This window comes from Amycolatopsis sp. cmx-4-61 (assembly GCF_046548775.1).
Lineage (GTDB): Bacteria > Actinomycetota > Actinomycetes > Mycobacteriales > Pseudonocardiaceae > Amycolatopsis.
The window spans coordinates 924,238-941,090 of sequence record NZ_JAEBEI010000001.1 but is presented as its reverse complement, the minus strand read 5'-3'; the positions used below and the strand labels follow the sequence as shown (position 1 = coordinate 941,090).

General features: G+C 71.0%; 19 protein-coding genes. 8 read left to right on the top strand and 11 right to left on the bottom strand.

Annotation, left to right across the window (positions count from 1 at the left end; all coding sequences use genetic code 11):
• Positions 1-9: 9 nt before the first annotated feature.
• The gene (locus tag ACLJOU_RS04615) at positions 10-198 is read left to right on the top strand and encodes a DUF3073 domain-containing protein (RefSeq protein ID WP_308674317.1); all 189 of its coding nucleotides are present in this window, start codon (positions 10-12) and stop codon (positions 196-198) included.
• Between the two features lie 123 nt (positions 199-321).
• Entirely contained in the window at positions 322-1,176 is an 855-nt protein-coding gene (locus ACLJOU_RS04610) for a 3-hydroxybutyryl-CoA dehydrogenase (protein ID WP_410563413.1), read from the top strand.
• Here the strand turns inward: ACLJOU_RS04610 and ACLJOU_RS04605 are convergent.
• The 4 genes from ACLJOU_RS04605 to ACLJOU_RS04590 form a co-directional block, all read right to left on the bottom strand.
• Positions 1,167-1,988, bottom strand: coding sequence for an ECF transporter S component (locus tag ACLJOU_RS04605; protein WP_410563412.1), 822 nt, complete (start codon positions 1,986-1,988; stop codon positions 1,167-1,169). The genes ACLJOU_RS04610 and ACLJOU_RS04605 overlap by 10 nt on opposite strands.
• A 465-nt stretch (positions 1,989-2,453) precedes the next feature.
• Positions 2,454-4,052 carry an ABC transporter ATP-binding protein gene (locus ACLJOU_RS04600; protein WP_410563410.1) on the bottom strand — a complete coding sequence of 533 codons (1,599 nt, stop codon included), beginning with the start codon at positions 4,050-4,052 and terminating at the stop codon, positions 2,454-2,456.
• On the bottom strand, positions 4,049-5,110 hold the full coding sequence (locus tag ACLJOU_RS04595) for a CbiQ family ECF transporter T component (protein ID WP_410563408.1): 1,062 nt from the start codon (positions 5,108-5,110) through the stop codon (positions 4,049-4,051). The genes ACLJOU_RS04600 and ACLJOU_RS04595 overlap by 4 nt, the downstream gene beginning before the upstream one ends.
• Positions 5,100-5,726 (bottom strand): hypothetical protein, encoded by a 627-nt coding sequence (locus ACLJOU_RS04590; protein WP_410563407.1) that lies wholly within the window; start codon positions 5,724-5,726, stop codon positions 5,100-5,102. Before ACLJOU_RS04590 ends, ACLJOU_RS04595 begins: the two co-directional genes overlap by 11 nt.
• Positions 5,727-5,802: 76 nt before the next feature.
• On the opposite strand from ACLJOU_RS04590, the gene ACLJOU_RS04585 reads away from it, so the two are divergent.
• Both ACLJOU_RS04585 and ACLJOU_RS04580 read left to right on the top strand, forming a co-directional pair.
• Positions 5,803-6,711 (top strand): Gfo/Idh/MocA family protein, encoded by a 909-nt coding sequence (locus ACLJOU_RS04585; RefSeq protein ID WP_410563405.1) that lies wholly within the window; start codon positions 5,803-5,805, stop codon positions 6,709-6,711.
• Positions 6,712-7,076: 365 nt separating this feature from the next.
• Positions 7,077-7,826: a GNAT family N-acetyltransferase gene (locus ACLJOU_RS04580; RefSeq protein WP_410563404.1), complete on the top strand. Its 750-nt coding sequence runs from the start codon at positions 7,077-7,079 to the stop codon at positions 7,824-7,826.
• On the opposite strand, the gene arfB is transcribed toward ACLJOU_RS04580, so the two are convergent.
• The 6 genes from arfB to ACLJOU_RS04550 form a co-directional block, all read right to left on the bottom strand.
• Positions 7,823-8,239 carry an alternative ribosome rescue aminoacyl-tRNA hydrolase ArfB gene (gene arfB / locus ACLJOU_RS04575; RefSeq protein ID WP_410564723.1) on the bottom strand — a complete coding sequence of 139 codons (417 nt, stop codon included), beginning with the start codon at positions 8,237-8,239 and terminating at the stop codon, positions 7,823-7,825. The two genes, ACLJOU_RS04580 and arfB, sit on opposite strands and share 4 nt — an antisense overlap.
• A gap of 48 nt (positions 8,240-8,287) precedes the next feature.
• Entirely contained in the window at positions 8,288-9,358 is a 1,071-nt protein-coding gene (gene purM, locus ACLJOU_RS04570) for a phosphoribosylformylglycinamidine cyclo-ligase (RefSeq protein ID WP_410563403.1), read from the bottom strand.
• Positions 9,359-9,387: 29 nt separating this feature from the next.
• Complete coding sequence (purF, locus tag ACLJOU_RS04565) at positions 9,388-10,914, bottom strand: amidophosphoribosyltransferase (protein ID WP_410563400.1); 1,527 nt, start codon at positions 10,912-10,914, stop codon at positions 9,388-9,390.
• A 118-nt stretch (positions 10,915-11,032) separates the two neighbouring features.
• The gene (locus ACLJOU_RS04560; RefSeq protein ID WP_410563399.1) at positions 11,033-11,338 is read right to left on the bottom strand and encodes a hypothetical protein; all 306 of its coding nucleotides are present in this window, start codon (positions 11,336-11,338) and stop codon (positions 11,033-11,035) included.
• On the bottom strand, positions 11,325-11,564 hold the full coding sequence (locus ACLJOU_RS04555; RefSeq protein WP_360272055.1) for a DUF397 domain-containing protein: 240 nt from the start codon (positions 11,562-11,564) through the stop codon (positions 11,325-11,327). The genes ACLJOU_RS04560 and ACLJOU_RS04555 overlap by 14 nt, the downstream gene beginning before the upstream one ends.
• Before the next feature lie 260 nt (positions 11,565-11,824).
• Positions 11,825-12,703: a helix-turn-helix domain-containing protein gene (locus ACLJOU_RS04550; RefSeq protein WP_410563396.1), complete on the bottom strand. Its 879-nt coding sequence runs from the start codon at positions 12,701-12,703 to the stop codon at positions 11,825-11,827.
• Positions 12,704-12,867: 164 nt separating this feature from the next.
• Here ACLJOU_RS04550 and ACLJOU_RS04545 point away from each other — a divergent pair, with 164 nt between their 5' ends.
• Positions 12,868-13,698: an SAM-dependent methyltransferase gene (locus tag ACLJOU_RS04545; protein WP_410563394.1), complete on the top strand. Its 831-nt coding sequence runs from the start codon at positions 12,868-12,870 to the stop codon at positions 13,696-13,698.
• A gap of 16 nt (positions 13,699-13,714) precedes the next feature.
• Here ACLJOU_RS04545 and ACLJOU_RS04540 read toward each other — a convergent pair whose 3' ends face one another.
• Positions 13,715-14,095 carry a sterol carrier family protein gene (locus ACLJOU_RS04540; RefSeq protein ID WP_410563392.1) on the bottom strand — a complete coding sequence of 127 codons (381 nt, stop codon included), beginning with the start codon at positions 14,093-14,095 and terminating at the stop codon, positions 13,715-13,717.
• Positions 14,096-14,151: 56 nt separating this feature from the next.
• Here ACLJOU_RS04540 and ACLJOU_RS04535 point away from each other — a divergent pair, with 56 nt between their 5' ends.
• From ACLJOU_RS04535 to ACLJOU_RS04525, 3 genes are all read left to right on the top strand, one after another.
• Entirely contained in the window at positions 14,152-14,856 is a 705-nt protein-coding gene (locus tag ACLJOU_RS04535; RefSeq protein WP_410564722.1) for a type VII secretion system-associated protein, read from the top strand.
• A gap of 104 nt (positions 14,857-14,960) precedes the next feature.
• The gene (locus ACLJOU_RS04530; RefSeq protein WP_410563390.1) at positions 14,961-15,761 is read left to right on the top strand and encodes a lysozyme; all 801 of its coding nucleotides are present in this window, start codon (positions 14,961-14,963) and stop codon (positions 15,759-15,761) included.
• 192 nt (positions 15,762-15,953) lie between these two features.
• Positions 15,954-16,823 carry a lysozyme gene (locus tag ACLJOU_RS04525; RefSeq protein ID WP_410563389.1) on the top strand — a complete coding sequence of 290 codons (870 nt, stop codon included), beginning with the start codon at positions 15,954-15,956 and terminating at the stop codon, positions 16,821-16,823.
• Positions 16,824-16,853: the final 30 nt, after the last annotated feature.

The following is a 16,853-nucleotide window of genomic DNA, read 5'->3' as shown; positions in this document are numbered from 1 at the left end:
GGTCGAGCCATGGGGCGCGGCCGGGCTAAGGCCAAGCAGACGAAGGTGGCGCGTGAGCTCAAATACAGCTCGCACGAGACCGACTTCGATGCTTTGCAGCGCGAGCTGTCGAGTAACTCCTCCAGTAGTCATTACGAGGAGTCCGACAGCGATGATCAAGACCCGTACGACGACGGGTACGACGAGTACCGTCGTTGAGCACGCGTAGACGCGCGAGGGCGAAGCCGGGCCACGTCCGGCAACCGCCCTCGCGCGTCGCGTGCTGCCCGCATTCGTGTCAAACAGACGCGTTGGGCTGCGAAGCGACGAAGGAGTGAACCGGTGGTAAGTCGGGTTGGAGTCGTCGGGGCGGGCCTCATGGGGTCCGGCATCGCCGAGGTGCACGCACGGTCCGGATTGGACGTCGTGATCACCGAGGTGAACCAGCCGGCGCTCGACGCGGGCAAGGCGCGCATCGAGAAGTCGCTGCAACGCGGCGTCAAGAACGGCAAGCTGAGCCCCGAAGACGCCGACGCCTCCCTCGGCAGGCTCCGGTTCACGACGGACATCGCCGAGTTCGCCGACCGCGAACTGGTCATCGAGGCGATCCTCGAGCAGGAGCAGGCGAAGGTCGAGGTCTTCCGCCAGCTGGACAAGATCGTCGAGGCCGAGGACGCGCTGTTCGCGTCCAACACGTCGTCGATCCCGATCATGAAGCTGGGCATGGCGACGAGCCGTCCGCAGCAGGTGGTCGGCATCCACTTCTTCAACCCGGTGCCGGTGCTGCCGCTGGTGGAGCTGGTGCCCTCGCTGCTGACCAGCAAGGAGACCGCCCGCCGCGCGGAGGAGCACGCGACGACGGCGCTGGGCAAGACCGTGATCCGCTCCCAGGACCGCGCCGGGTTCATCGTGAACTCGCTGCTGGTGCCGTACCTGCTCTCGGCGATCCGGATGATCGAGTCCGGCTTCGCGTCGGCGGAGGACATCGACCGCGGCATGGAGCTGGGCACCGCCCACCCGATGGGCCCGCTGCGGCTGTCCGACCTGATCGGACTGGACACGATCAAGGCCATCGCGGACTCGATGTACGCGGAGTTCAAGGAGCCGCTGTACTCGTCGCCGCCGCTGCTGCTGCGCATGGTGGACGCGGGCCTCCTCGGCAAGAAGACCGGCCGCGGCTTCTACTCCTACAGCTGATCGAAGGTCACCGGCGCGTCGAAGGCGGCGCGCCGGGCGGCCCGCCGCAGCACTCCGAGAATGGCCGGCCCGAGCAGGACGATGGCGACGGCGTTGGTGATCGCGCGGCCGGTGTCCCACCCGAGGGTCGAGGTCAGGACGGTGTACGCGCCGAACCGCCGGAGGTTCTCGAGGAGCGGCGCGCCCGGCACGAAGCCGAGTTGCGTGCTGTCCCCGGCGAGGAACGGCCACGACCACAGGCTCATGAGCAGCCCGAAGAAGTAGGCCGCGAAGACGCCGTAGCCGACGAGCAGGGCGATCTCGCCTTTCCCCCGCGGTTTCCGCGGCAGCAGCCCGGCCCCCAGCCCGATCAGCGAAGACGCGAGCATCTGGAACGGCAGCCACGGCCCCACCCCGGCGGTGAGCAGCGCGCTGGTGAACAGCGACGTGGAGCCGAGCACGAACCCGAACCCGGGCCCGAAGACGCGGCCGGCGAGGACGAGCAGGAAGAAGACCAGCTCGACGCCCCCGGTGCCGGCCCCGAGCGGCCGCAGCCCGGCGTTGACGGCCGAGAGGACGCCGAGCAGAGCGAGCGCCTTGGCATCGATGCCCCCGCGCGACAGTTCGGCGAGCACGACGAGGATCAGCACGGGCAGGGTCGCCATGAAGACGAAGGGCGCATCGCCGGTGTGCGCGGCCGCGGTCGGCTGGGGGTGGGCGAAGAGGGGCCAGCAGAACATGGCCAGCCCGAGCAGGCTCGCGACGGTGAGGACGAGCGCGGGCCGCGCAGTCAGCCGGATGGGGCGGGACGATGGGCTGAGGAAATCGGTCATGCCGGGATCACCGCCGGTTCAAGGTCTGGTGGGTGTGCGGTGCGGGCCGCTTCGCGGAGCTGGTGCCCGCGATGGCTGGGGCGCGCCGGAAGGGTTGCGGACCTGCCGACCGCGAGCTGGACCAACGCAGGTCCCGCTGCGCCGCAGCCAGCGCAGTTGCGCACCCACCCGACGTCGCCGAGCGCGAGCCGCCGAACGCTCCGCTGAGCCAACCGCGGGTCGCAGACGCCGCACCCTGGTGAGCACCGCCAACCGCGGGCCGCAGGCCCAAGGCGCTGCGGCACACCCGCCCGGCACCCGACAGCCCGAGGCGCTGCTGCGTGCCCGCCCGGCACCACCGATCGAGAGGTGGGGCCGGCGCGCAAACGTCTGCGAAGGGTGCCGAGCGGGTCTTGTCGGCCAGCGCCCGTCTCCCTGGGCCCCGCCCCCGCCCCGCCCCCCGCCCTCCCCCTCCGCCTACCCTCCTCATGCCAACGCTTCCGCTACCTCGTCCACCGTCAGCCAGCGCTCCGGGGCCAGGATCTTCGCGACCTGCGGGGCGAATGCCGGCGATGCGACGACCACCTCCTTCGTCGGGCCGTCCGCCACCACTTCGCCGTCGGCCAGTACCACCACGCGGGTGGCCACCGTGGCCACGAACTCGACGTCGTGGGTGGCCAGCACTATCGCCCGGCCCTGCGAGGCCAGCTCTCGCAGGGCCGTGGCGAAGCGCCGTTTTGCGTGGTAGTCGAGGCCGCGGGTCGGCTCGTCGAGCAGGATCACCGGTGGGGCCGACGCCAGCTGGACCGCCAGCACCAACGCCAGTCGCTGCCCTTCCGAGAGGTCGCCGGGGTGCGCTTCACCGGCGATTCCCGGGGCGAGGCGGTCCAGCAAGGCCCGGGCCGTTCCGGCCGGTACCTGGGACTCGGTGTCCGCCTGTGCGCACTCGGCGTCCACCGAATCCAGGTACAGCAGGTCGGCCGGGGTCTGCGGGACCAGACCCACGCGCTGACGGGCCACCCGTGGCTTGAGCGACGCCGGGTCCGCGCCGCCGACGTCGACCTTCCCCGCCGACCTCGGGCCGCTGCCCTGCACCGCCCAGAGAAGCGACGACTTGCCGGAGCCGTTGCGTCCCATCAGCGCGACCACCTCTCCCGGTCCGACACGCAGGTCGACCCCGCGCACCGCCAGGACATCTCCGTACCGGACCACCACCCCTCTCACATTCAGTGCCGAACCGGTCACCGAGAGACTACGACCCACCACCGACAATTTCCGGAGCCGCGAACGCAGCGGCCCCGCGAGGCGCCGCGCGTCGCGGACCGACAGGGGCAGTGGTGACCAGCCCGCCAGCCGCCCCAGCTCGGCGATCGGCGGGGCGATCGACGACGTCGCCAGGATTTCCGCCGGCGGTCCGGAGCGGACCGAGCCGTCGCCCGGCAGGTACAGCAGCCGGTCCGCGTACTGCGCCACCCGCTCCATGCGGTGCTCCGCCACGATCACCGTCGTCCCCAGGTCGTGCACCAGGCGGGTGATCGCCGCGAGCACGTCCTCGGCCGCCGTCGGGTCCAGCGCGGACGTCGGCTCGTCCAGCACGACCACGGACGGGTGCGCCGTCAGCACCGAGCCGATCGCGACGCGCTGCTGCTGGCCGCCCGACAGTGTCCGAAGTGGACGACTGCGCAGGTCCGCGATGCCCAGCAGGTCCAACGTCTCCTCGACGCGCTTGCGCATGACGGCCGGCGGCACCGCCAGCTGTTCCATCGCGTACGCGAGCTCCTCTTCGACGGTGTCCGTCACGAACCCGGCGAGCGGGTCCTGCCCGACGACGCCGACGACCGACGCCAGCTCGCGCGGTGGGTGAAGCGACGTGTCGAGGCCGGCGACGACGACCCGGCCGGCCAGCCGGCCGCCGGTGAAGTGCGGGACGAGCCCGTTGATCGCGCCGAGGAACGTCGACTTGCCCGCCCCCGTCGGGCCCGCGACCAGGCACAACTCGCCCTCTTCGACCAGCAGCGACACGTCCGACAGCACCGGCCGCGAGGCGTCCGGGTAGGTCACCGTGACACGCGAGAACTCGATCACCGGACGACCTCCGGAACCGGGGGTGCGACGACCGCGGGCAGCGCCCCGACCAGCAACGACACCGCGTGCACCCAGGAAACCTCCGGCCAGCGCAAGGGACTCAGCGAAGGGAACAACCGGCCCGGGTCGACCCGGGCCGTCGCGAACAGCAGCACGCACGCGCCGACGCCGGCCGCGACGACCAGCGTCTCGGGCCACCCCCACGGGTCCGGCCGGTACGCCGTCCGCCGCACCTGGCGGCCGCCGAGGACGAACCCCGTGACGGCCACGGCCAGCCCCGCGGCCAGCAACGGCAGCCCGAGCCAGGACGACGTCCCGTCGAGCACGCCGTAGACGCCGACGCACACGCCGACCAGCCCGCCCAGGACGCAGGAAGCGACCAGCACCCGCAGCCGCACGTCGAGGTGGGCCCGGCGGCCGTAGCCCCGGGAGTCCATCGCGGCCGCCAGCCGCAGCGATCGCTCCATCGCGTCCTCCAGCACCGGCACCACGATGCCCTTCACCGCCCGCAGCCCGCGCCCGGGCCCGGCCCGCAGCCGGCGGGCCCGTCGCACGCGCTGCACGCTCTCGACGAGCTGCGGGGCGACCGTCAACGCGACCGTCACCGCCGTCCCCACCTCGGACAACGCTCCCGGAACGGCCTTGAGCAGGCGTTTCGGGTTGGCCAGGGCGTTCGCCGCGCCGACGCAGACGACCATCGTCGCCAGCCGGAGGCCGTCGTAGAAGCCGCCGAGCAGCGCCTCCGCCGACGTCGGCCCGAACAGGGCCAGCCCGGCGGCGAGCGGGATGCGGGGCAGGGTGAACAGCACGTGGCCGCCGTCTTCGCCGCCGAGCAGGATCCGGAACAGCACACGCGAGGCGACGATCAGCGCGCCGACGTAGCCGTACATCCGGAACGCCAGCGCCCAGGGCGCGTCGCTGCGCCGGTTCGCGACGACGAACCCGGCGACGGCGATGATCAGGCCGAGCAGCACCGGGTTCGTGGTCCGGCTGGCCGCGACGGCCAGCGCGAGCGCCCAGGCCCACCAGGCACCGGGGTGCAGCGCCCTACTGCGCACGCCGGCGCCGGGCGACGACGATCCCCGCGCCCGCGACCAGCAAGATCACGACGGCTCCGAGCACCGCGCCCCACGGGAACGAACTGCCCTGGTCAGCGGGGGCGGCGGGGGCCGGCGAAGCGGCCTGGCGCACCGGCGGCACCCGCGGCGGCGCCGGCAGGTCGTTCGCCGACTTGGGACGAGCGAACGCCCACCCCTCGAACCCGCCAGGGGCCGGCTTCGCCGTCTGGGCGCCTTCCTGGCTCGACGTCCAGGTACCCCCGGCGGCGGGGGCGTGCCAGTAGCTCCAGTACGCCGTCGCCGACGGCATCCCCGCGCAGGACTCGACGTCGGGACCCGGCTTGCCGTTGATCCGGCAGGCGACGGCGAGGCCGTACTTCTGCGAGCCCGCCACCTCGATCCCGGCCTCCTGCAGGGCGGCGATGCCGTTCGCGGGCGTGCCCGCGGCACAGCGGATCAACGGCGCGGGACCCAGGTCGCCGAAGTCGACGACCACCGTCACGCCGCCGCCGTCGGGGCAGGGCCCGTCCGTGCCCGCCGCCGACGCGGGCGCGGCGCCCACGAAGGCGGCGCCGAACAGGAGTGCGCAGACGACGGCGAAGCGGGAGGCGAGCATGCAGGCACTTTAACCAGGACGGCCCCCGCCGAAGGTGCGGTTCCGGCGCGACGCGGGACACACCTAGACTGCGGGCGTGGGACAGCTCATCGCGGACGGACAGCTGCGCGTCGGCCTGATCGGCGCCGGCCCGTGGGCGACGACGATCCACGCGCCCGGACTGGCGGATCACCCCGGCACCGCCCTGACCGCGGTCTGGGCCCGGCGGCCGGAGGCGGCGCAAGCGCTTGCGGAGACGCACTGCGCGGCCACCGCCAGCAGCGTCGAGGAGCTGTTCGAGCAGGTCGACGCGGTGGCACTCGCCGTGCCGCCGTCGATCCAGGCCGAGCTGGGCGTGCGCGCGGCCGAAGCCGGGAAGCACCTGATCCTGGAGAAGCCGATCGCCGCCGACCTCGCCGGCGCGCGGCGGCTGGCCGACGCCGTCGCCGCGGCCGACGTGGCCGCGCTGGTCGTGCTGACCCTGCGCTACTCCGCCCAGACGCAGGAGTGGCTGGCCGGCCTCGCCCAGGCGGGCGGCTGGGCGGGCGGCGGGGCGCGCTGGCTGTCCGGCGCCCTGCTCGGCGGGCAGTACGCCGGCTCGGCGTGGCGCCAGGACGACGGCGGCGCGCTTTTCGACATCGGCCCGCACGCCCTCGACATGCTGGACGCGGCGCTCGGCCCGATCACGGAGGTGGTGGCGGCGCGGCAGAGCCCCGGCGACCTCTGGCACCTGATGCTGGCCCACGAGGACGGCGTGGTCAGCACGGCCACGCTCTCGCTGCGGTTGCCGGTGCAGCCGACCGTCGTCGAGGTCACGGTCTGGGGCGAGCACGGCTACCGGACGCTCGGGCGCAAACCGGGCTCGGCGCAGGAGTCCTACACCGCGCTGCTGGACGACTTCGCGGCGATGATCGCGAGCGGCACGACGACGCACCCCTGCGACGTCCGGCGCGGTCTGCGCCTGCAGGAGTTGCTCGAGCAGGCACGCGAACTGGCCGGGAAGTAGTACACAGGCCTGCTTCGCAGCTTTCGGTTGCGCCGCAACGCTTTTCCGCCTGTCGTCGAAATTCATCCACAGGGTTGTCCACAGCATCCACTGTGGACAGTATGTGTCCGCTGACCGAACCACGGGAGAACAAACGGCGCCACCGGAAAGATCACCGGACCGCGCAGCCGCCCTACCCGCGACGCCGGTAAACCGCTTGCCCGCCGTGCGATCATGGCCCGGAAGAGCCCGTCCGACTTCAAGGAATGACTGCCTATGCCTGACGCCGTCACCGGCGTCGGCCCCCGCTAGGCCCGACGCCCAGCGCCCCGCCCGCAGGCCGTTCCGCGGCTGCGGTTCCTTGACGTGTTCTTCGAAAGGCTCACATGTCTGCCATCCAGGCCTATGTCCGCACGACCGCGCCGCGCGGCCGCGAGACCGAGCGGGTCGGCCCGTTCCTCGCCACCTACTCGCCGGGCACACCCCACCCGATGCTCAACTACGCGATCCCGGACGACGGCGCGCAGCCGACGGCGGCCGAGATCGCCGCGCTGACCGCGGCCTACCGGCGGCGGGACCTGCTCCCGCGGCTCGAGTACTTCACCGACGTCGCTCCCGACCTGGAGAAACTGCTGGTCGGAGCGGGGTACGAGCTCGAACGGCGGGTGCCGTTGATGACCTGCGCGCCGGCCGCGCGGGTCGACCGGCCGGCGCCGGCGGGCATCCGGCTGCGCGTGCCGGAGTCCGATGACGACCTGCGGCGGATGCGGGCAGCGCAGAGCACGGCGTTCGGCGAACCCGCGGAGATCAGCGACGACGAGGTGCAGCAGCTGAAGGCCGGCGGACGGCACCTGCTCGCGGAAGCCGACGGCGGGGTTGTCGGTAGCGGGGTTGTCGGCGGCGGGGTCGCGCTCGAGATCGTCGACGGCACCACCGAGATCGCCGGGATCGCCGTGCTCGAGCCGTACCGCGGGCGCGGGATCGCCGCGGCGCTCACCGCCCGGCTCACCCGCGAAGTGCACGAGGCCGGGGCGCACACGGCGTTCCTCACCCCCGGTGACCTGGGCATCGGGCACGTCTACGCCCGCGTCGGCTACCGGCCGGCGGGCGAGTGCGTGCACCTGTCCCTGCGTTAGTCGTCGAAGCGGCCGGAGCGGCCCTTCTTCACGTCGCTCCGGCGCTTCTTCGACGCCAGGCGGCGCTCCTTCGAACCGCGGGACGGCTTCGTGGGACGCCGCTTGGCGGGCGGCGGGGCCGAGGCGTCGAGCAGGAGGTTCGCCAGCCGGCCGCGCGCGGCCTCGCGGTTCTGCAGCTGCGACCGGTGTTCGCTGGCGGCGATCGTCAGGACGCCGTCGACCAGCCGGGAGCCCAGCCCGGCCAGGACCCGGTCGCGCAGGTGCTCGGGGATCGACGGTGACCCAGCCACGTCGAAGGACAGCTCGACGCGCGAATCCGTGGTGTTCACGCCCTGGCCGCCCGGGCCGGACGAGCGCGAAAAGCGCTCGCTCAACTCGGCTCCCGGGATCGTGAACCGGGAGCCGACCACCACGTCTTCGGCTGCCACAGGGTCAAGTGTGACAGCCCGGCCAATCGGATATCAGAACCGCGGGTGGTCGCCCGAGAGCACCGCGCGCGGCCCGTCGACGTCGTCGGCGGGCTGGACGTCGCCCAGCACCCACGCCGGGACGTGCCGCGCGGTCAGCATGGCCAGCGCCCGGTCGACGTCCTCGGCGCCGACGATCGCCACCATGCCGACACCCATGTTGAACGTCTTCTCCAGCTCCGCGCGCTCGACCTTGCCGCGGTGGCCGATCAGCGCGAACACCGGCGCCGGGTTCCAGGTGCCGCGGTCGAGCCGGGCGACCAGGCCGCGCGGCATGACCCGGGCCAGGTTGGCCTCCAGGCCGCCGCCGGTGATGTGCGCGAACGTCCGGACCTCGGTCTCGGCGGCCAGCGCCAGGCAGTCCTTGGCGTAGATCCGCGTCGGCTCCAGCATCTCCTCGCCGAGGGTGCGGCCGAACTCCTCGACGTGCCCGTCGAGCGGCATCCGCGCGATGTCCAGCAGCACGCGCCGGGCCAGCGAGTACCCGTTCGAGTGCAGTCCGGACGAGCCGAGCGCGAGCACGACGTCACCCGGACGGACCTTTTCCGGCGAGAGGAGCTGCGACGCCTCGACCACGCCGACACCGGTGGCCGACATGTCGTAGTCGTGCTCGCCCATCAGGCCGGGGTGCTCGGCGGTCTCGCCGCCCAGCAGCGCGCAGCCGGCCTGGACGCAGCCTTCGGCGATGCCGCCGACCAGCGCGGCGATCTTCTCCGGGTGCACCTTGCCGACGGCGATGTAGTCCTGCAGGAACAGCGGCTCGGCGCCGGTCACGACCAGGTCGTCGACCACCATGGCGACCAGGTCGATGCCGACCGTGTCGTGCTTGTCCAGCGCCTGCGCGACCGCGATCTTGGTGCCGACGCCGTCGGTCGACGACGCGAGCACCGGCTCCTTCCACTTGTCGAGCTTCAGGGAGAAGAGCCCGGCGAAACCGCCGACGCCGCCCAGGACCTCGGGGCGGCTGGCCCGCGCGGCGTGTGGCTTGAGCAGCTCGACGGCTTGGTCGCCGGCGTCGATGCTGACCCCGGCGGCGGCGTACGTGGCGCTCGTGGACTCGCTCACGGTGGAAGGACTCCCTCTGGAAGGAACTGCTAGGGACGCCGGACGGCGTCTTCGGCACCGTACCCGGCGGGGCTGACCGGGGTCGCCGCGCCATTGACCGAGTCGAGGCTTTCGAGCAGGTGCTTCCCGATCAGCGCGTCCTCCGGCAGCGGGATCGGGTACTCGCCGGAGAAGCACGCCGTGCACAGCCGCGACTTCGGCTGTTCCGTGGCCGCGACCAGGCCGTCCAGCGAAATGTAGCCCAGGGAGTCGGCCCCGATCGAACGCCGGATGCCGTCGAGGTCGACGCCGTTCGCGACGAGCTCGGCACGCGAGGCGAAGTCGATGCCGTAGAAGCACGGCCACCGCACCGGCGGCGACGCGATCCGGACGTGCACCTCGAGCGCGCCGGCCTCGCGCAGCATCCGGACCAGCGCGCGCTGGGTGTTGCCGCGGACGATCGAGTCGTCCACCACGACCAGGCGCTTGCCGCGGATGACGTCGCGCAGCGGGTTCAGCTTGAGCCGGATGCCCAGCTGGCGGATGGTCTGCGAAGGCTGGATGAACGTGCGCCCGACGTAGGCGTTCTTCACCAGGCCGGTGCCGTAGGGGATGCCGGAGCCCTGCGCGTAGCCGATCGCGGCCGGGGTGCCCGACTCCGGCACCGGCATGACCAGGTCGGCCTCGACCGGCTGCTCCTTGGCGAGCCGGCGGCCGATCTCGACGCGGGTGGCGTGCACGCCGCGGCCGGCGATCGTGGTGTCGGGGCGGGCGAGGTAGACGTACTCGAAGACGCAGCCCTTGGGGTCCGGGTTCGCGAACCGCGACGAGCGCAGGCCGGCGGCGTCGATCGCGATGAGCTCGCCGGGCTCGACTTCGCGGACGAAGGACGCGCCGACGATGTCGAGACCCGCCGTCTCGCTCGAGACGACCCAGCCGCGCTCGAGCCGGCCGAGGACCAGCGGGTGGACGCCGTGCGGGTCACGCGCCGCATAGAGCGTGTTCTCGTCGGCGAACACGAGGCAGAACGCGCCCTTCAGGGTGGGCAGCAGCTCCATCGCCGCGGCCTCGATGCCCCGGTCGGCGGCGTTCGCGGCCAGCAGGCCGCAGATCAGGTCCGAGTCGCTGGACGAGCCGGTCAGGCCCGCGTGCGGCTTGAGACCCGCCTCGATGGTGCGTTCGCGCAGCTCCGCCGTGTTGACGAGGTTGCCGTTGTGCGCGAAGGAGAGGCCGCTGCCGGTCGCGGTGGTGCGGAAGATCGGCTGGGCGTTCTCCCAGATGGTCGCGCCGGTCGTCGAGTACCGGCAGTGCCCGACGGCGATGTGCCCCTGCAGGGACTGCAGGATCTGCTCGTCGAACACCTGGCTGACCAGGCCGAGGTCCTTGAAGACCACGATCTGCGAGCCGTCGGAGACGGAGATGCCGGCCGCCTCCTGCCCCCGGTGCTGCAGGGCGTAGAGGCCGTAGTAGGTCAGCTTCGCAACTTCTTCCCCGGGAGCCCAGACGCCGAAGACGCCACACTCCTCACGGGGTTCCGGTTCGGGCTGGTCGGACACGAGCTGCGGGTCGGAAACCACCGAGGAGCTCCTGGGAAGACGTGGTCAGGCCGGTTTTCAGTGTAGACGGTGCAGACATGCGTCAGGCCCCGCCCGACGTGGTTCTGACCACTTCGGACGGGGCCCGCGAGCTGCACGTCTAACACGCATCCGGCAGGGCGAGGATCTCCGTCAGCACCTGCGCACCTTCTCCGCGGCGGCGCCACAGCCACCGCTCCGGCTCGAAGATGTTCTCTTCGGAGCCGGGCATCCTGGTCGCCACGACGTCGTCCTCGGCGTTGAGCCGGACGACGTCGACCACGTCATCGTGCACCCGCACGCCGACGACGGCGAGGACCTCGCCGCGCTCGTCGGCGGGGTGGACGAACTGGTAGCCGCGAGCCACCAGCTCCTGCAGTCCGGTCTCGATGTCGAGGACGGGGGCGACGGCCTCAGCCGAGGACATCGTCGAATTCACCGTCCTTCGCGCCCGCCAGGAACGCCGCCATCTCGGCGCGCGTGTAGACGAGCGCCGGGCCGGTCGGGAAGCGCGAGTTGCGCATCGCGATCTCGCCGTTGGACAGCGGCGCGACTTCCACGCAGTTGCCGACGGCACCGCTGTAGCTGGCCTTGCGCCACTGCGCATCGGACAGCCGATCGGCCGGGATGCCGTTCTCGAATCGCTCAGCCATGGTCCCACCTCTCGATGTGGAAGATCATTGAGGCCGATGCATCTGCATGTGCATTTGCCCGCGTATCGGAGGCTAGCACGTTCGCCTGCAGCGGTAAATGCACGTGCAGAATTTTTTGCAAAGTTTGCAGACGGTAAAGGAAACGACGGTGCTCGTTAACCTATTGAGCGAGAGATAGCCACCCGTTCGGCGTAATCATCACTTTGAGTCACCAATCACTGGGACATAACGGTGCCCTCGTGCCGACGGGGGGAAGGGTTTCAGATTTCCTGACGACGCTTGGCGAGCATCGAGCGGCTCCGCTCCGGCGTCTCCGCGTCGACGGCCAGCATGTCGAGCGCACGGCTGTACTTTTCGATCTCTTCGCGCTTCTCGATGTAGTGCGCGCCGGTCAGGTATTCGACGTAGGCGATGTTCGGCAGTTCCGGTTCGCCGAACCGCAGCAGCGAAAACGCGTGTTCCGCCGACAGCCCGCTGCGCGAGAACGGCAGCACCTGGATCGACACGTGCGGCAGCGCGCTCATCTCCAGCAGGTATTCGATCTGCTGCTTGAGCACCTTCATCCCGCCGATCGGGCGGTGGAGCACCGACTCGTCGAGGACCATCCACACGCGGGGCGCGTCCGGCCTGCTGAACATCTTCTGCCGCCGCATCCGCAGCGCGACGAGCTGGTCGACCCGCTCGTCGGCCATCTCCGGGCGGCCGTGGCTGAAGATCGCCCGCGCGTACGGCTCGATCTGCAGGAGCCCCGACACGTAGATCGGCTCCCAGATCTGGATTCGCGCGGCGGCTTCTTCGAGGCCGACGAGGTCGGTGAACCAGTTCGGCATGGTGTCGCCGAAGCGCCGCCACCAGCCCGGCTCGTTCGACTGCTTGACCATGTCAAGGAACGTCTTGCGCTCGGTCGGGTCGTCGACGCCGTACATCGTCAGCAGATCGGTGACGTCGCGTTCCTTGAACCCGACCCGGCCCAGCTCGAGCCGGCTGATCTTGGACTCCGAGCCGCGGATGTTGTAACCGGCCTGCTGACGGGTGATGCCGGCCTCTTCACGGAGCCGCCGCAGCTGCGAGCCCAGGATCATGCGGCGCGCCGTGGGGCCGATGTTCTGTTCACCTGCGGACGCGTTCACCGCGTTCATTCCCGGACCTTCCGCGCTCACGTCACCAGGGGGTTCTAGCCCGACTACCGAAAGTACACGTTAAGCCGTCTTGCGCAAAGGGGTGACCCGGTTTACCCCATGCGCGCGTCGTCCTACTGTACGTAGAGCACGAGACTTACAACACACAAATTGCGAGGTTCATCATGCCGGACGCCGCGACCACCGAACGAGTGCCCGTCGGGGTCGACCCGACCCGGGCGAGCATCGCGCGCGTCTACGACGCCTTCCTGCTGGGCAAGGACAACTACGAAATCGATCGTCAGGTCCTCAAGCAGGTGCAGAAAGCCGCGCCGGAAGCCCAGGACCTCGCGTTCGAGAACCGCGGCTTCCTCATCCGCGTCTGCCGGTTCCTCGCCGGCCAGACCGGGATCACCCAGTTCCTGGACCTCGGCTCCGGCCTGCCGACCGCCGAGAACACCCACCAGGTCGTCCAGCGGATCAACCCGGAGACGAAGGTCGTGTACGTCGACAACGACCCGGTGGTCCTGGCGCACGGCCGGGCGCTGCTCGAGGAGAACGAGCACACCCACTTCGTCGCCGAAGACATCTTCGACCCGCAGAAGATCCTCGAGAACGAGATCGTCCGCGAGCACATCGACTTCAGCCAGCCGCTCGTCCTGCTGCAGATGGGCACCCTGCACCACTTCAACGGCGACCACGCCCGGCCGGCCGAGATCATGCGGGAGTACGTCGACGCGCTGCCGTCCGGCTCGTTCGTCGGCCTCAGCCACTTCTTCGACCCGGAGAACGAGGACTCGGCGACCGCGCGCCGCATGGAGGACTTCTTCGTGCACAGCCCGATGGGCTCGGGCTCCTTCCGGACGCAGAAGGAGATCGAGGAGCTGTTCCCCGGGCTCGAGATGGTGCCCCCGGGCGTGGTGCGGTGCGCCGACTGGTGGCCGGACGGCCCGCGGCTCAAGGAGCTCAACGTCGCGCAGCGGACCATCGCCGGCGGCGTCGGCCGCAAGCCGTAGCCCGCGCCCCCGTCCGTCAGACGCGGAGCAGCGGGAGCCAGTGGGACAGGTCGGCCCGGGTGCCCGATGCGGACACCCGGCCGTCCGCCACGGCCGTGGTCCAGTCCAGCCGCCCGGTGGCCAGTTCGAGCCAGGTGCGCGGGTCGGTCTCGATCACGTTCGGCGGGGTGCCGCGGGTGTGCCGCGGGCCCTCCACGCACTGCACCGCGGCGAAGGGCGGCACCCGCACCTCGACCGTCCGGCCCGGCGCGTCCGCCGCCAGCGCGCGCAGGGACAGCCGCACCGCCGCGGCCAGTTCCGGACGCGCCGGAGCGGGCGCGTCGCCCTGCAACCACGGGGAAATCGCCAGCACCGCCGCACGTAACTGTCCGGGGTCGACCGAACGCGAAGAGGCCATGGGCAAACAGTAGAGTGGCGCACCAAGACTTGGCAGGTACACCCGAGAACGTGGGGATGACGATGGCGCAGCGGGACGAGGCGGATCGGATGGTTTCGCAGCAGCCCACCGGAAGCGGAGCCGATCGCCCCGGCAGGCACGGCAAGCACAACCGGGCCGCGCGGCGCGAAGGCCAGCAGGCCCGCCGCTCCGGCAAGCACGGGACGCCGGAGATCACCGCGGAGATGCGCGCGAACGCCCGCGCCAACCCCAACAGCTGGCTCTACGTCATCGACGAGGCCTTCGACCCGAACGGCCCGGTGCCGTCGTGGGCGGTCGTCGGCGCGTACCCGGTGAACGGCGCCGGTGACGTCGTCGCCGACTTCCACCCCAACGACCGCTACCGGCCCTCGCCCAAGGCGCTCGGCTTCCCGGACCCGGCGAACGACCTCGAGCACCTGCTGCAGCTGGTCCGCACCGAGCACCGGCCGCCGTCGGACCTGCCGAAGGTCGTCCTGGACGCGACGCTGTTCGTCTACGCGATGTCGCCGGTGCAGCGGACCGTCATCGGGTTCCACAACACCGACGGCCGGGTCATGGTGCCCGCCTACACCCGCAAGTCGCTCGTGCCGCGCGAGTGGCCGCACGCGCGGGCCGTGGTCGGCCGCGACATCGTCGACCTGCTCGGCGGGCACCCAGTGGCGATCAACCCGCACGACCTCATCACGGCCGTCGTGCCGGCGGAGCACCTGCTGAAGGCCCTCGCCGACGAACGGCGCTGACCTGCGGCTCCCACCCCATCGAGTGATCACCGAGTCGCCGATCCGGCGGCGCCGGTGCATCGTGAGGCTGAAGCAGTCTGACGAGACCGGTGGGGAGCAAGAGGGTGAAACGACGTTCGCTGCCCTTCGCCGCCGTCCTCGCGTCCGCCCTCCTCGTGACCGGGCAGGCGCCGGCGAAGGCCGTCGACAGCTACGCCGGCGCCGAGGACCACTACGCGGGTTCGCAGATCGCCAAGGTCGAGGGCGTCGGCGAGGCTCCCGACGTCATGTACGGCGGGGACGACCAGCAGCTCGGGCACGACGTCAGCGGGCACCAGGGCCCGGTCGACTGGCCCGGCGCGGCGGGGTCGGGCGCCAAGTTCGTCTACGTGAAGGCGACCGAAGGCACGGGCTTCGTCAACCCGCAGTTCGCCCAGCAGTACAACGGCTCCTACCGCGTCGGCTTGATCCGCGGCGCCTACCACTTCGCCCGGCCGGACATCTCCGACGGCGCTGCGCAGGCGCGGTACTTCCTCGCCCACGGCGGCGGCTGGTCGGCCGACGGCAAGACCCTGCCCGGCGCGCTCGACGCGGAGTACAACCCGTACGGCGAGACGTGTTACGGCAAGGACGCCGCCGGCATGGTCGCCTGGATCCGTGCCTTCTCCGACACCTACCGCGCGGCGACCGGGCGGTACCCGACGATCTACACGTCGACGAGCTGGTGGAAGCGGTGCACCGCGAACAACGGCGGCTTCGGCGCCAACCCGCTCTGGATCGCCCGCTACAACACCTTCATCGGCGAGCTGCCCTCCGGCTGGGGCACGCACGCGATCTGGCAGTTCGCCGACCGCGGCACCCTGCCCGGCGACCAGAACTGGTTCAACGGCCCGGCGGCGGAGCTGCTGGCGCTGGCGCTGGGCTGAACGGCCTAACCGTCGAATAATAGGTGTTAACTCGTCACCAATTAACGATCATCTTCCGGAGAAAATCACCCACACGTATACCCAATTTCACGGAACTGAGTGACAAACGCCACTTCGTCCTCAACAATCGTGCTCGGGCGGCTACCTGCAGTAAGCCGCTCGTCGCGAGGGTATCTGTGAAGGGATCCAACGATGTCCACTCCCCGAAGAGGGCGGCTGTTCGCTGCCTTGGTCGTCCCGGCCACGCTGCTCCTGCTCGGCAGCACGGCGCAGGCGACGACGTTCTCCCCCGAAGTCGACCCCGTGGCCGCGATCAACGCGGACATCGCACAGCACAACCACGAGCTGGGGTCGCAGATCCGGCGCGTCGAGGGCGACAAGTCGACTCCGGACTCGCAGAAGGCGGCGCAGCTGCCGCAGCCGGGCCAGGCCATGCCGGGCCAGGTGCTGGCCACGGTGGCCGGCATGGACGTCGCCGGCTACCAGGGCAACGTCGACTGGGCGAACTGGTGGAACCAGGGCAAGCGGTTCGTCTGGACCAAGGCCACGGAGAGCACCAACTACACCAACCCGTACTTCGCCCAGCAGTACAACGGCTCCTACAACCAGGGCTTCATCCGCGGCGCCTACCACTTCGCCACCCCGAACACCTCGAGCGGCGCGGCGCAGGCCCAGTACTTCGTCGCCCACGGCGGCGGCTGGTCGAAGGACGGCAGGACGCTGCCCGGGGCACTGGACATGGAGTACAACCCGTACGGCGCGACCTGCTACGGGTTCAGCAAGGCCGGGATGACGTCGTGGATCCTCGACTTCCACGACACCTACCACGCCCTGACCGGCCGCTACCCGGTGATCTACACGTCGACGAACTGGTGGAGCACCTGCGTGAGCGGTGACTTCTCCAGCACGGCACCGCTGTGGATCGCGCGGTACGCGTCGTCGGTGGGCACCCTGCCCTACAACTGGGGCTTCTACACCGTCTGGCAGTACACCTCGAGCCCGCTCGACCAGGACACCTTCAACGGTGCCTACGACCGGCTCCAGGCCCTCGCCAACGGCTGAGCCACCCTGCCCGGCTCCCGGTTCGTGCCC